The 12,959-nt window shown below is 66.1% G+C and carries 14 protein-coding genes; 8 read left to right on the top strand and 6 right to left on the bottom strand.

Annotated elements, in window-relative coordinates:
* Positions 1-8: 8 nt before the first annotated feature.
* From AC1RTQ_RS16400 to AC1RTQ_RS16390, 3 genes are read right to left on the bottom strand one after another with little or no spacing between them, the layout of a single operon-like run.
* Positions 9-464: a carboxymuconolactone decarboxylase family protein gene (locus AC1RTQ_RS16400; protein WP_302092529.1), complete on the bottom strand. Its 456-nt coding sequence runs from the start codon at positions 462-464 to the stop codon at positions 9-11.
* Positions 436-1,845: a lyase family protein gene (locus AC1RTQ_RS16395; protein WP_492877268.1), complete on the bottom strand. Its 1,410-nt coding sequence runs from the start codon at positions 1,843-1,845 to the stop codon at positions 436-438. The genes AC1RTQ_RS16400 and AC1RTQ_RS16395 overlap by 29 nt, the downstream gene beginning before the upstream one ends.
* Before the next feature lie 16 nt (positions 1,846-1,861).
* Positions 1,862-2,860: a Bug family tripartite tricarboxylate transporter substrate binding protein gene (locus AC1RTQ_RS16390; protein WP_492877266.1), complete on the bottom strand. Its 999-nt coding sequence runs from the start codon at positions 2,858-2,860 to the stop codon at positions 1,862-1,864.
* A 99-nt stretch (positions 2,861-2,959) separates the two neighbouring features.
* On the opposite strand from AC1RTQ_RS16390, the gene AC1RTQ_RS16385 reads away from it, so the two are divergent.
* The gene (locus AC1RTQ_RS16385; RefSeq protein ID WP_419145823.1) at positions 2,960-3,868 is read left to right on the top strand and encodes a LysR family transcriptional regulator; all 909 of its coding nucleotides are present in this window, start codon (positions 2,960-2,962) and stop codon (positions 3,866-3,868) included.
* A 7-nt stretch (positions 3,869-3,875) separates the two neighbouring features.
* Here AC1RTQ_RS16385 and AC1RTQ_RS16380 read toward each other — a convergent pair whose 3' ends face one another.
* The gene (locus tag AC1RTQ_RS16380; protein ID WP_304351701.1) at positions 3,876-4,763 is read right to left on the bottom strand and encodes a LysR family transcriptional regulator; all 888 of its coding nucleotides are present in this window, start codon (positions 4,761-4,763) and stop codon (positions 3,876-3,878) included.
* Positions 4,764-4,890: 127 nt separating this feature from the next.
* Between AC1RTQ_RS16380 and AC1RTQ_RS16375 the strand changes: the two genes are divergently transcribed.
* From AC1RTQ_RS16375 to AC1RTQ_RS16360, 4 genes are all read left to right on the top strand, one after another.
* Positions 4,891-6,252, top strand: a complete 1,362-nt coding sequence (locus AC1RTQ_RS16375; RefSeq protein ID WP_492877263.1) for an acyclic terpene utilization AtuA family protein — start codon at positions 4,891-4,893, stop codon at positions 6,250-6,252.
* 15 nt (positions 6,253-6,267) lie between these two features.
* Positions 6,268-6,642, top strand: a complete 375-nt coding sequence (locus AC1RTQ_RS16370; RefSeq protein WP_492877261.1) for an AtuA-related protein — start codon at positions 6,268-6,270, stop codon at positions 6,640-6,642.
* 67 nt (positions 6,643-6,709) lie between these two features.
* Positions 6,710-7,687, top strand: a complete 978-nt coding sequence (locus tag AC1RTQ_RS16365) for a Bug family tripartite tricarboxylate transporter substrate binding protein (RefSeq protein WP_492877259.1) — start codon at positions 6,710-6,712, stop codon at positions 7,685-7,687.
* 77 nt (positions 7,688-7,764) lie between these two features.
* Positions 7,765-8,250 (top strand): FKBP-type peptidyl-prolyl cis-trans isomerase, encoded by a 486-nt coding sequence (locus AC1RTQ_RS16360; protein WP_304351703.1) that lies wholly within the window; start codon positions 7,765-7,767, stop codon positions 8,248-8,250.
* A 144-nt stretch (positions 8,251-8,394) separates the two neighbouring features.
* Here AC1RTQ_RS16360 and AC1RTQ_RS16355 read toward each other — a convergent pair whose 3' ends face one another.
* Entirely contained in the window at positions 8,395-9,312 is a 918-nt protein-coding gene (locus tag AC1RTQ_RS16355) for a phosphoribosylaminoimidazolesuccinocarboxamide synthase (RefSeq protein ID WP_302092520.1), read from the bottom strand.
* A 442-nt stretch (positions 9,313-9,754) separates the two neighbouring features.
* Between AC1RTQ_RS16355 and hpf the strand changes: the two genes are divergently transcribed.
* From hpf to hprK, 3 genes are all read left to right on the top strand, one after another.
* Positions 9,755-10,114 (top strand): ribosome hibernation-promoting factor, HPF/YfiA family, encoded by a 360-nt coding sequence (gene hpf / locus AC1RTQ_RS16350; protein WP_034374682.1) that lies wholly within the window; start codon positions 9,755-9,757, stop codon positions 10,112-10,114.
* A 156-nt stretch (positions 10,115-10,270) separates the two neighbouring features.
* Positions 10,271-10,744 carry a PTS sugar transporter subunit IIA gene (locus AC1RTQ_RS16345; RefSeq protein ID WP_302092519.1) on the top strand — a complete coding sequence of 158 codons (474 nt, stop codon included), beginning with the start codon at positions 10,271-10,273 and terminating at the stop codon, positions 10,742-10,744.
* A 36-nt stretch (positions 10,745-10,780) separates the two neighbouring features.
* A complete protein-coding gene (gene hprK, locus AC1RTQ_RS16340; protein WP_003060345.1) occupies positions 10,781-11,740 on the top strand; it encodes an HPr(Ser) kinase/phosphatase in 960 nt (319 codons plus the stop codon).
* On the opposite strand, the gene AC1RTQ_RS16335 is transcribed toward hprK, so the two are convergent.
* Positions 11,737-12,957: a DUF1501 domain-containing protein gene (locus tag AC1RTQ_RS16335; RefSeq protein ID WP_492877255.1), complete on the bottom strand. Its 1,221-nt coding sequence runs from the start codon at positions 12,955-12,957 to the stop codon at positions 11,737-11,739. The genes hprK and AC1RTQ_RS16335 overlap by 4 nt on opposite strands.
* Positions 12,958-12,959 lie beyond the last annotated feature (2 nt).

The following is a 12,959-nucleotide window of genomic DNA, read 5'->3' as shown; positions in this document are numbered from 1 at the left end:
GACCGGGTTCAGGGGGCGAAGCTGGCAGCCTCCGGCATGCGCCCCAGCTCCCCGAGCACCCTGAGTGTGACCGCCATGCCGGTGTTGCCCGCAGGCACACCGGCATAGACGGCGGTCTGCAGCAGCACTTCGCGAATGGTGTCCAGATCCAGCGGCGCGGCCTCGCTGTCGGCCGGGTCGGCCTGCAGTCCCGTGCGTATGTGCAGCTCGAACTCCTCCCAGCGCCCCATGGCGGCCGTGATGGCCAGCACCATGATGCGGCGCGTGCGGCGCTCCAGGCCCGGGCGGCTCCAGATGCCGTCCCAGGCATAGGCGGTGATCATGCGCTGGAACTCCACATTGAGCACATTCGCGTTCTCCACGGACCGCTGCACCCAGGCATCGCCGAGCACGCGACGGCGATTGGCCAGGCCGCGCTGCAGGCTGTCGGTGGTTTCAGGGACAGGGGGCGGTGTGTTGTGCATTGACGGGGCTTTCTTCAAGGGTGGCCGCCGCACGGCTGGCCAGAAGGGCCAGGCATTCGCGCTGCGAAGCCTGTACGGCCTGCTGCGGGTCGCAGGCCAGCGACAACGCGCGTCGCAGTGCGGCCAGCTGTTCGGGGGTGAACTCGGGAGCGGTGCGGCTGGCGGCCCATTGCACGAGCAGCTCCTGCAGGTCGCACTGCTGCTCCAGCGCCAGGGGGGCGAGCTGCTCCACGGCGGCCAGGGCTTCATGCTTGCCGGTGAAGGGCGCCAGCGCATGCACGCAGGCCTCAGAAAACACCAGGCCTCGCAGGCCGGCCACATGCTCCAGCATGCGCCGCGGGTGGACCTGGAGCGTCTGCGCGGCCTGGCGCAGTGCGGCGGCCGCGCCATGGGCATGGCGCCACAGATCGGGCCAGTGGGCGACCTCCGCCTGCCATTCACCCAGCGCGCGCTCGTGGGCCTGGGCCATGCAGCTCAGCAGCAGGGCGGCCAGCGGCGGCACGGCCTGGGTCTGGGCCACGGCCTGCATGCAGTGCACGGGATTGCGCTTGTGCGGCATGGCGCTGGAAGTGCTGCCGCGCGCGGCCTCGCTGATCTCTGCGACCTCGTACTGCGACATCAGCGACCAGTCGCGCGCCAGCTTGGACAGGCTGCCGCAGCACACGGCCACTTCCATGGCCAGGCGCATCCAGCTGTCGCGCTGCGTATGCCAGCTGTGGCCGCAGGCCTCCAGGCCCAGCTGCCGCGCCAGCGCCTGCTCCACCGCCAGCCTGTGCGTGCCCAGGGTTGCGCCATTGCCCACGGCGCCGCCCAGCTGCACGCACAAGGCCAGGGGCGCCAACTGGGCGAGCTGGTCGATGCTGCGTTGCAGCGCCGCAGCCGACTGTGCGCATTTGAGGCCGAAGCTCGTGATCTGTGCGGGTTGCAGCAGGCTGCGCGCCAGCATGGGCGTGGCAGCATGCCGTGCGGCCAGCTCCCGCAGTGCTGCGACCAGGGCCTGCAGCTCGGCCCGCAGGGCCTGCAGTGCCTGCCGGGTGAGCAGGGCGCTGGCCGTGTCCACGGCATCCTGTGTGGTCGCGCCCCAGTGCAGCCAGGGCAGGCCCTGGGGGGCATGCGCCTGCAGCCACTGCTGTAGTGGCTTGACCAGGGCCAGGCCCAGCGCACCGCTGGCGCGAGCTTGCTCGGCAATGCGGTCGCGGTCCAGAGGCGCCTGCGCGCAGGCGCTGGCAATGGCCTGGGCTGCGGGCTCCGGAATCAGTCCGCAATCGGCTTGCGCCCGGGCCAGGCCGGACTCGAAGCGCAGAAGTGCCTGCAGCCACTGCGTATCGGAAAACCAGGCGCCGCCGTCGGCCGGGCCCAGATAGTCTTTCACCAGGGTCATATTGCTCGCTCCGGCCTCAGGCCGTGGCTCCCGATGCCTTGATCACCGCTGCCCACTTGCTGCTTTCCTGGCGGATGCGGGCTGCGTATTGTTTGCTGTCGCCCAGCAGCGGCACGGCCCCTTCCACCTCCAGGCGCGACTGGAAGCTGCTGGAGGCCGCTACCTTGAGGATGTCGCGACCCAGCGCGCCGACGGTCTCTTGCGTCGTGCCCTTGGGGGCCAGCACGCCATAGGTCAGCGAGCTCTCGAAATCCGCCAGGGCCGGTACACCGGACTCGGCCACCGTAGGCACATCGGGCAGCTGGGGCTGGCGTTTGGCACCGGTCACGGCCAGGGCGCGCAGCTTGCCGGCCTTGACCAGGGCCATAGCCGCCGGGATCACTCCGAAGCTGAAGTCCACATTGCCGCCGACCAGATCGGTCAGCGATGGCGCGGTGCCCTTGTACGGCACATGAATGGCCCTGGCGCCCAGGGCATGGGCGAACATCTCGCCCGTGAGGTGACCGCCCGTGCCGGCGCCGCTGGACGCGTAGTTGAGTTCGCCGCTGCGGCGGCGCAGCAACTCGGCCAGCTGGGCCACGTTCCTGGCGGGCGAGGCTGCAGGCACCACCAGCAGCAAGGCCGAGGAGGCGAACATGGCTACCGGTTGCAGATCGGTGGAGGCATTGAACTTGAGGCCCGGGTAGAGCGAAGGATTGATGGACACCGTGCCCGTATGGCCGAGCAGGAAGATGCTTCCGTCGGCGGGAGCGCGCACCACCATCTCCGTGCCCAGATTGCCGCCCGCACCGGCCTTGTTCTCCACGATCATGCCGTAGCCCATGGAGCCGTTGAGGCCGTGGGCCATTTGCCGCGCCAGCACATCGTTGCCGCCGCCGGGCGCGAAAGGCACGACGATGCGCGTGCTGCGACGCTGGGCCCAGGCGGGCAGGGCGGTAGTACCCATGCCGGCCGCCATGCCGGCCGTTGCGATGGACAGCCAGTGGCGACGGCTGAGGAAATCGGACTCGCGCATTTTCTTGTCTCCTTGTCAATTCGTTGCCCGCAGTGTGGTCCAGGCCAGCGCCGGAAAACAGGGCTTGCGGCTGGCATTTGTTTGAAGAAAATGTGTGGAATGGACGTCAAGTACATACACAATTTCTTGCGCGTCGTGCAGACCGGCTCCATGTCCGAAGCCGCGCGCCAGCTCGACCTCAGCCCTTCGGCCATCGCCCAGCAGATGCGCGTGCTCGAAACCGGGCTGGGCGCTGCCCTGCTGGTGCGCCATGGCCGCAGCGTGCGTGCCACCGCGGCCGGCGAGCGCCTTTTCGAGCGCGGGCAGCGGCTGCTGCAGGACTTCGACGGTCTGCGTGAATGGGTGCAGGGCGATGCCGATGGCGGCGAGCTGCGCCTGGGCACGGTGAACACGGCCCTGCACGGTTTTCTGCCCGCCGTCCTGCAGGCCTTCGTGGCCCGTCACGAGCAGGTGCGCATCAGCGTGCGTGCGGGGCTCACGCCTGAGCTGTACACCGCCCTGGTGCAGTCCGAGCTCGACGTGCTGATCTGTCTCAAGCCCTCCTTCGACCTGCCCAAGACCGTCTGCTGGGCCGAGCTGCGCGACGAACCCCTGGTCGTGCTGTGCCGCCGTGAGGACGCGCATCAGGACCCGCTGGCGCTGCTGCGCAGCCGCCCCCTGGTGCGCTATGACCGCGCGCTGGCCGGCGGACGCCTGGCCGACCGCTACCTCAAGGCCCAGGGCATAGTCCCCGTGGAGCGCATGGAACTCAACTCGGTCCTGGCCGTGGCCATGATGGTCGACCAGGGGCTGGGCGTAGGCCTGGTGCCCGACATCGGCAGCGTACTGGCCCAGGGACGCGAGGTGTGTGCGCTGGCGCTGCCGGACGGGAGCACGGGTAGCGGGTCTGGCGGCACGGGCGACCGCGCCCCGGACGCTCGCAAGGTCGGCCTGCTGTGGCTCAACACCTCGGCCCGTGCGCGCTGGGCGCGCAGCCTGCTCGACTGCGCGCGGCAATGCCTGGGGTGACGCCCGCTCAGCTGAACTCTCCTGCGAGAAAGTCCACCACGGCGCGCACGCGCGGTGCCAGTGACCTGCCGCGCGGATACAGCAGATAGAAGCGGTCGTCCTCGCTGCGCTCCTGGAACTGCGGCAGCAGCGGCACGAGGGTTCCGCGCTCCAGGTCGGCGGCGATGTGGAAGTGGGCCAGCCGCACCACGCCGTGGCCCAGCAATGCCAGGCTGCGCAACAGCTCGCCCTGGTTGGCGCCGATGTGGCTGGGGATGTCTATGGTCTTGAGCCCGCCTTCCTCGTGGAAGGTCCAGCGGTTCCACTGCGTGCGTATGGTGAAGTTCAGGCAGCGGTGCTGCAGCAGGTCCTCGGGTTGTTCGGGATGGCCAAAGCGCTCGAGATACTGCGGAGCCGCGGCTATCACCCAGGGCCTGAGCATCAGCGGGCGGCCGATCAGCGTCTGCTCCGTAGGCCTGCCGCTGTGGATGGCGACGTCTATGCCCTGGCGTACGAAGTCGCCGCGTTCCGTGCCAAGGACGAAGTCCAGATGCAGGCGCGGATGCCGGTCGAGCAGCAGGTGCAGGCGCGGCGCCACCAGGTACTTGGCCGTGGTCAGCGCCGTATGGATGCGCACCGTGCCCGAGATTTCGGCATCGGCCACGCGCACACAGGCCTCGGCCTGCTCCATGGCCTGCACCACGCGCTGGCTGGCGATGCGAAAGCGCTCGCCTTCTTGGGTGAGGCGTATGGCTGCGGCAATCCGCTCGAACAGCCGCACGCCAAGTCGTGCCTCCATGCGCGCGATGAGCTTGCTCACCGCCGAAGGCGACAGCCCAAGCCTTCGGCCGGCACCGGAAAAACTACCTTCCTCGATCACGCGCAGGAATACCGTCATCTCGCCGAACTGGTCCATCTAAGGTCTTCGCTCCCTGTGAAATTGATTCACATGCGCTGTGCGCGCGCATGCGTTGTCTCTTGAAAAACGACTGTACAGAATGGTTTCAGCCCCCAGGTCTGGGGGAACAACGGAGACAAGCGCAATGAATGACAGCAAGATCCTGCGCATAGGCGCGGGAGCCGCCTGGTGGGGTGACCGCATCGAGCCCGCGGCGCTCAACGCCGAGCATGGCCGGCTCGACTACCTGTGCTTCGAGACCATGGCCGAGGCCACGGTCTCCGCCGCGCAGGTCAGGGCCAGGCGGGACCCGTCCTTTCCGGGCTACGACACCTATCTCGACGACCGCATGCGCGCCGTGCTGCCAGCATGCATGCGCCAGGGCACGCGCATCATCTCCAACCAGGGCTGGATCAACCCGCAGGGCGCGGCCCAGCGCATCGTCGAGCTGCTGCGCGAGCTGGACATCACCGGCGTCAAGGTGGCGGCCGTGGGCGGCAGCCTGATCACCGACCGCGTGCTGTCGCTGGCCCCCACCATCCTGGAGACCGGCGAGCCCACGCAGAGCATTGCCCACTCGCTGATCTCGGCAGAAGCCTATCTCGGGGCCGGCCCCATCGTCGACGCTCTGGCTGAAGGCGCGCAGATCGTGGTCACGGGCCGGGTGGCCGACCCTTCGCTGTTCCTGGCCCCCATGGTGCATGAGTTCGGCTGGGACCTGCTGGACCATGAGCGCGTGGGAGCCGGCAGTGCGATAGGCCATCTGATGGAGTGCGGGGCCCAGGTCACCGGGGGGTATTTTGCCGATCCGGGCCTCAAGGACGTGCCTGAGCCCTGGAACCTGGCCTTTCCCATCGCCGAGGTCGATGCCGAAGGCGGCGTGACCCTGTCCAAGGTGGACGGCACGGGCGGCATGATCAGCTTGCAGACAGTCAAGGAGCAGATGCTCTACGAGGTGCACGACCCCGCCAACTACATCACGCCCGATGTGGTGGTCGACTTCACACAGGCCCGCATCGAGCAGCTGGCGCCGGACCGCGTGCGCGTGACGGGTCTCACTGGCAAGCCGCGCACGCCCACGCTCAAGGTCTCCATGGGATGCACCGAGGGCTTCATCGGCGAGGACATGTTCTTCTACGCCGGCCCCGGCGCGCTGCGCCGCGCCCAGCTGGCCAGGCGCATCCTGGAGGAGCGCTTGCGCATCGTGAAGCTCGATGCTGAAGAGGTGCGCATCGACTTCCTCGGCCTGAATGCCGTGCATGGCGCTGCCACGCCGGCGGATGCGCCCGAGCCCTATGAAGTGGCCGTGCGCGTGGCGGCTCGTACCCGTTCACGCGAGGAGGCGGTCAAGGTGGGGCGGGAAGTGGACGGCATGGCGGTCTCGGGGATTGCCCACACCGGCAAGCGCGTGCCGCATCAGGAGCGCACGCGCGAGGTGATAGGCGTGTGGTCCTCGCTGGTGCCGCGCGAGCAGGTGACGGCGCATATCGACTACTTCACGAGCTGAGCAGGAGAGCAAAGCATGCAGGACATGAACCAGGACATCCGGGTGCCGCTGGAGCGGGTGGCGCACACGCGCTCGGGCGACAAGGGCAATACTTCCAACATCGCCGTGTTTGCCTACGAGCCCGAGCTCTATGCGCTGCTCAAGCAGCAGCTGAGCGCCGAACGCTTCAAGGCCTTTCATGGCCGGGCCATTACCGGCGAGGTGCTGCGCTACGAGGCCGATAACCTGCACGCGCTGAACTTCGTGGCGCACGGTGCGCTGGGCGGCGGCGTCTCGCGCAGCCTGTCGGTGGACAACTACGGCAAGGCGCTGTCGGCGGCCATCCTGGGCTTCGAGCTGCTCGTGCCCGCAGCGCTGGTGCCGCTGCTGCGCAACCGTGCGCCGGGCTGAACTGGCACCGACATCCAGTACGGGCATCTGCCGCATATTCCAAAAAACACCACCAGGAGACACCGCAATGACCTCGCATCTGTTTCGCGCCCTGGCTGCCGCGCTGGCCATGGCGGCCTGCACGGCCGTCGCCTTCGCGCAGGCCCCGGCCTATCCCGCCAAGCCCGTGCGCATCATCGTGCCCTATCCGGCAGGAGGCACCACGGACATCATCGCGCGGCTGGCGGCGGCCCAGCTGTCCGAGCGGCTGCGTCAGCCTTTCGTCGTCGAGAACCGGGCCGGCGCCAGCGGTGCCATAGGCTCGGTTGCCGTGGCCCAGGCCGCCGCCGACGGCTACACCCTGGTCATGGGAACGGCCAGCTCGCACGGCATCAACTCGGCGCTGCAGAAAAACCTGCCCTATGACGCCGTCAAGGACTTCGCGCCCGTCACCGTGGTGGCCAGCACGCCCAACATCATCGTGGTCCATCCCAGCGTTCCCGCGCGCACCCTGGGCGAGTTGCTGGCGCTGGCCAAGGCCAGGCCCGGGCAGATCAACTTCGGCTCGACCAGCCCCGGCGGCTCTCCGCACATGAGCGCCGAGCTGCTCAAGATGATGGCCGGCGTGGACATGACCCATGTGCCTTACAAGGGCGCATCGCCCATGCTCACCGATCTCATGGGCGGGCAGATACAGGCAGGCTTCGACAACCTGCCGTCCACCATCGCCTTTGTGCGCAGCGGCAAGCTGCGGGCGCTGGCCGTGACCACGGCACAGCGCTGGCCCGGGGCGGCAGACATCCCCACCGTCGCCGAAAGCGTGCCCGGCTACGAGGTCTCGGGCTGGTTCGGCCTGCTGGCTCCGGCGGGAACGCCCAAGGCGGTGCTCGACACGCTGCAGACGGCAGTTGCCCAGGCCGTGCGCGACCCTGAGGTGACCCGGCAGCTGCGCAGCCTGGGCGCCGAGCCCGTGGCCAGCAGGCCCGAGGCCTTTGCGCAGCAGATCCGCGCTGATGTGGACAAATGGCGCGGCGTGGTTAAGGCCACGGGCGTGACACTGGAATAGCCCGAGTCGCCGACAATGGCAGCTTTGTGCGGTGCATGACTCGGGTTCAGGCACCGCCCCACTCGAAATCCATCGTCATGAACATCACCAAAGACACTGCCGTCACCATCAACTACAAGATTCACGAGCTGCTCGCGGGCGGCGTGGCCGTCAAACTGCTGGACAAGGGCGATGTGGCCTATCTGCACGGCGGCTATGACAACATCTTCGCCAAGGTCGAAGCCGCTCTGGATGGCAAGCAAAAAGGCGATACCGTGACCGTGGATCTGGCTGTGGCGGACGCCTTCGGCGAGCGCGACGAAAGCCTCAAGCGCACCATCCCCAAGGGCGAGTTCCCTGCGGGCGTGAAGGTGGGCGGCCAGCTGCGCGGCACCAACGACCAGGGCCTGCCCCAGATCTACAACGTGGTGAAGATCAAGGGCCCCGTGGTGCTGCTGGACGGCAACCACCCTCTGGCCGGTTTCGCGCTGCGCTTCAGCGCGGTGGTCAACGAAGTGCGTGAGGCCTCCGAAGAAGAAATTGCCCACAAGCACGTGCACGGCGGCCACGGTCACCACCACTAAAAACATAGCTGCAAGCGCATGCTTACAAAGGATTTCAGCATTATTTCAAGCTGAAATCCTTTGTCTATAAGCGCAAGCAGCTATCAAAAAAAAGGCCCCCGGATTTCTGTTCCGGGGGCCTTTTGTGTCCAGGGGACCGATCGCTCAGGCGGTCAGGCGATCCAGCGCTTCGCGGTACTTGGCCGCCGTCCTGTCGATCACTTCCTTGGGCAGGCGGGGCGCGGGAGCCTTCTTGTCCCAGACCTTGCCGTTGACCTGCGCCTGCTCCAGCCAGTCGCGCACGAACTGCTTGTCGTAGCTGGGGGGGTTCTCGCCCTTGGCCAGCGCGTCCTCGTAGCCTTCCACAGGCCAGTAGCGCGAGCTGTCGGGGGTCAGCACCTCGTCCATCAGCACCAGGGTGCCGTCTTCGGTCAGGCCGAACTCGAACTTGGTGTCGGCAATGATCATGCCCTTGGTCAGAGCGATCTCGGCCGCTTCCTTGTAGATGCGGATGGCGGTGTCGCGGATCTGGGCTGCCAGCTGCTCGCCCACCATCTCCACGGTGCGTTCGTAGGTGATGTTCTCGTCGTGGTCACCCATTTCGGCCTTGGCCGCAGGGGTGTAGATGGGCTCGGGCAGCTTGGCGGCATTGGTCAGGCCGGCGGGCAGCTTCACGCCGCAGACCGATTGCGATTCCTGATATTCCTTCCAGCCGCTGCCGGCCAGGTAGCCGCGCACCACGGCCTCGATCAGCACGGGCTTGAGGCGCTTGACCAGCATGGAGCGGCCCTCGACCTGCTTGACTTCCTCGGGCTTGACCACGGATTCGGGCGCTTCGCCGGTCAGGTGGTTGGGGCAGATATGGCCCAGCTTGTCGAACCAGAACAGCGCCATCTGCGTCAGCAGCACGCCCTTGCCAGGGATGGGCTCGCCCATGATCACGTCAAAGGCGGACAGGCGGTCGGAGGCCACCATCAGGATGCGGTCATCGCCCACGGCGTAGTTGTCGCGGACCTTGCCGCGCGCGAGCAGGGGCAGCGAGGCAATGTTGGAGGTATGCAGGGCGGAGGGCTGGGTGGTCATGGTCGAGATAGGGGCTGTCAGGCAATTCAGGCGTGCAGTCGGTCAGCAGGCGCCTGAAAGCCCAAGGGGCTGCCAGCGTCGCAGGCCCGAGAGGCGGCTGCGTAAAAACGCGATTTTAATGGCGCAGGCAGGGGTTTGGACGGTCACGGTCTTTGCCAGTGCGTGCCTGCTGCGATCGAGGCCCTGGAGCATGCAGGCGTATCCCTTGCATACGGGTCAAAGCCACTCATTGTGGCGGCAAAACCGGCTGTCATCAAACCGTCAAACAAGGCCCCTGGCGAGCCTGCGCTATCACGGTCATTTCGTTGCCTTTGGCGTGGGGCGGGCGCATAGTGGATTCACAGCAAAGACGAATGCGCATTCCGAACTGCCAGGCTGCGGCACAGCCATCAGGCGCTGTGAAACCGCAGTGATTTCACCGAGAGCTAAGGAGTGTTTTGTTATGAATTTGACGATTAGCGGGCATCACCTGGAGGTCACTCCCTCGCTGCGCAGCTATGTCATGGCCAAGCTGGAACGCATTCTCAGGCACTTCGATCAGGTTGTGGACGTGAAGGTACTGCTCACAGTCCACAAGCAAAAGGAAAAAGACAAACGACAGCGCGCCGGTTGCACGGTGCGCGTTAAAGGGCAAGACTTGTTCGTGGAGACGCAGCATTTCGACCTCTATGCCGCCGTGGACGCCCTGGCCGACAAACTCGACCGTGTGGTGATGCGCTACAAGACTCGTCAGCAAGGCCCGCGTGCCACAGCCAAGCGACTGGATTCCGGGGGCTTGCAGCTGGCGCAGGTGTCAGGTTGATGAAAGCGAGGCGTAAACCCAGCGTTTGCGCCGGTTTGTTGCAGGGCTGTCGCCTTGTTACAACGCTAAAAGCGCCGCCCTACGGGGCGGTTTTTGATGGTGATCAGGGTTTCCCCACGGTTTTCAGCGCTGCGGTGCATAATTGTTGATCACACCATGAATCGCCTAGCTTCTATCCTTCCCGCCGCTCAAGTGCTTGTGAGCGTTGATGTCACCAGCAAGAAACGCGCTTTCGAGGAAGCGGGTTTGCTCTTTGAGAGCTTGCATGGTCTGTCTCGTGCCCTGATTACCGATAGCCTGTTCGCACGCGAACGCCTGGGCTCTACCGGTCTGGGGCATGGAGTTGCCATTCCCCATGGCCGCATCAAGGGCCTGACGGCTCCCATGGCGGCAGTGTTCCAACTCGCCAACCCCATCGGCTTCGATGCGCCTGATGAGCAGCCGGTCGGCCTGCTGATCTTCCTGCTGGTGCCCGAGGCGGCGACGCAAAAGCATCTGGAAATTCTCTCCGAGATCGCCGAGTTGCTCAGCGACAGCCAGTTGCGAGAGCGTCTGAAGTCGTCCACCGATGCGCAGCAGCTGCACGGCATGATCGACAACTGGCAGTCTTCCATCACCTCCCAGGCCTGAGTCCTGGCCCTTCTTTTTGACTGACAGGGCCTTGCCATGAGACCCAGCGCCATCAGTGCCGACGTACTGTTCGAGGCATTTCGCAACTCCAGCCTGCGCTGGCAGTGGATAGCGGGGCTGGGCGCCTCCGAGCGCCGCTTCGACGAAATGGCCGTGCGCTCGGCGCGTTCGGGTGCCGATCTGGTGGGCTATCTCAACTACATCCACCCCTACCGGCTGCAGGTGCTGGGCGAGCGTGAAATCGCTTACCTGACCAATGCCACCTCCCAGGACTGCCTGCGCCGCATCGCCCGCATCGTCACGCTGGAGCCGCCGGTGCTGGTGCTGGCCGACGGCCAGGATGCGCCTGACGAGCTGATCTCCATGTGCGAGCGCGCGCATATCCCTCTGTTCTCCACCAAGGAGCAGTCGGCCTTCGTCATCGACGTGCTGCGTGCCTATCTGTCCAAGCATTTCGCCGATCGCATCACCATGCACGGCGTGTTCATGGATATTTTGGGCATGGGCGTGCTGATCACGGGCGAATCGGGCCTGGGCAAGAGCGAACTGGGGCTGGAGCTGGTCACGCGCGGCAATGGCTTGGTGGCCGACGACGCGGTGGACCTGTATCGCATCAACCAGACCACGGTTGAAGGCAAATGCCCCGAGCTGCTGCAGAACCTGCTTGAGGTGCGCGGCATCGGCCTGCTCGATATTCGCGCCATCTTTGGCGAGACGGCTGTGCGCCGCAAGATGCGGCTCAAGCTCATCGTGCATCTGGTGCGCAAGGAAACCATGGAGCGCGAATACGAACGCCTGCCCGCCGAGCCGCTGACCCAGGATGTGCTGGGCGTGCCCGTGCGCAAGGTCGTGATTCAGGTGGTGGCGGGCCGAAACATCGCCGTGCTGGTGGAAGCCGCGGTGCGCAATGCCATCCTGCAGCTGCGCGGCATCGACACCTACCAGGAATTCGTGATGCGCCACCGTCGCGCCATGGAAAGCGGCGAGTCGTTCTAGACCAGCTGCAGCCTGCCGGGCTGCGAGGCCGGAAAGATCTGCTGAAGCTGCGATGCGTTCAAGCCGTACATGCGGGCAAACAGGCCGCCGAGCAGGGAGCGGTATTCGTTGAGCACGGGGTAGTCGCGGTTCTGGAACAGCGCTTTTTCGGTGACTTCGATCTGCTCGCCCAGCACCCTGCCGCCGGCCTGGGCCGACAGGCCGCCGCCGAGAAACCAGTAAGCCGTGCCATGGCCGTGATCCGTGCCCTTGTTGCCGTTTTCGCGGAAAGTGCGGCCGAACTCGCTGATCACTGCCACCACGGTATGGCGCCAGACATCGGCTCCCATGGACTCGGCGAACGTCGCCAGGCCCTGGCTCAGATCGCTGAGCCGGTTGGCCAGATTGCCGCTGGCGGCGCCCTGATTGACATGGGTGTCCCAGCCTCCGATATCGACAAAGCCCAGGTCGAACTGCTCGCGCATCAGGTGGGCCATGCGCTGGGCTACCAGGCTGAAACCCTTGGCACTGATGGCATTGCGCCCGGCCTGGTCCATTTCCTCCTGCATGCTGCGCTGCACGGCACGCTGCACCGCAAAGCCTTCGCGCACCGGGGCTTCCAGGCTCGAGCCCTGGTACATGGAGGCAATGATCTGGCTGCGCTGTTCGTCCACGGCCGTCTTGCGCACGGAGGCCAGCGCCATGTTCGCCACCTGGGCACTGCCGCGCAGGCACAGCGGCAACTGGGCGGTGAACGCCATGGGGCTGAGGCCGGTCCGGCTCTGGCTGTCGGTTTGCAGCACCCGGGTCAGCCGGTTCAGAAAGCCGCTCTGATAGCTCTTGCCTCCTTCCTGGGGCTGGCCCAGCTCGATCGAGTCCTGGGTTTCGAAATGGCTGCGCGAGAGGTCGTTGCTGCCCGCAAACGGCACAAAACAGGCCTGACCCTGTTCGTACAGCGGCAGCAGAGTGCTTTGCAGCGCGGGATGCAGTCCCCATTGAGGTGTCAGGGCCAGTGCCCCGTCGGCCGATCCCGGGCGCGCTATGGCGATGCTGGGCCTGGCCTGATAGTAGAAGTCGCTATGGGTTGGCACCAGCAGGCTGTTGCTGTCGTAGGCGCCGCGCAGGAAGACCAGCAGAAAACGGGGCGAGGCGCTTTGCAAGGGCGCGGCCAGACCTTGGCCCAGCTGGCAGAGCAGCGGCAGGGCAGCGCCGAGGCTGAGAAATTGACGTCTTTGCATGG

Source organism: Comamonas sp. GW821-FHT11H03, assembly GCF_058807955.1.
Note: the sequence above shows the minus strand (reverse complement) of the source record. Positions and strands in the feature narration are given on the sequence as shown.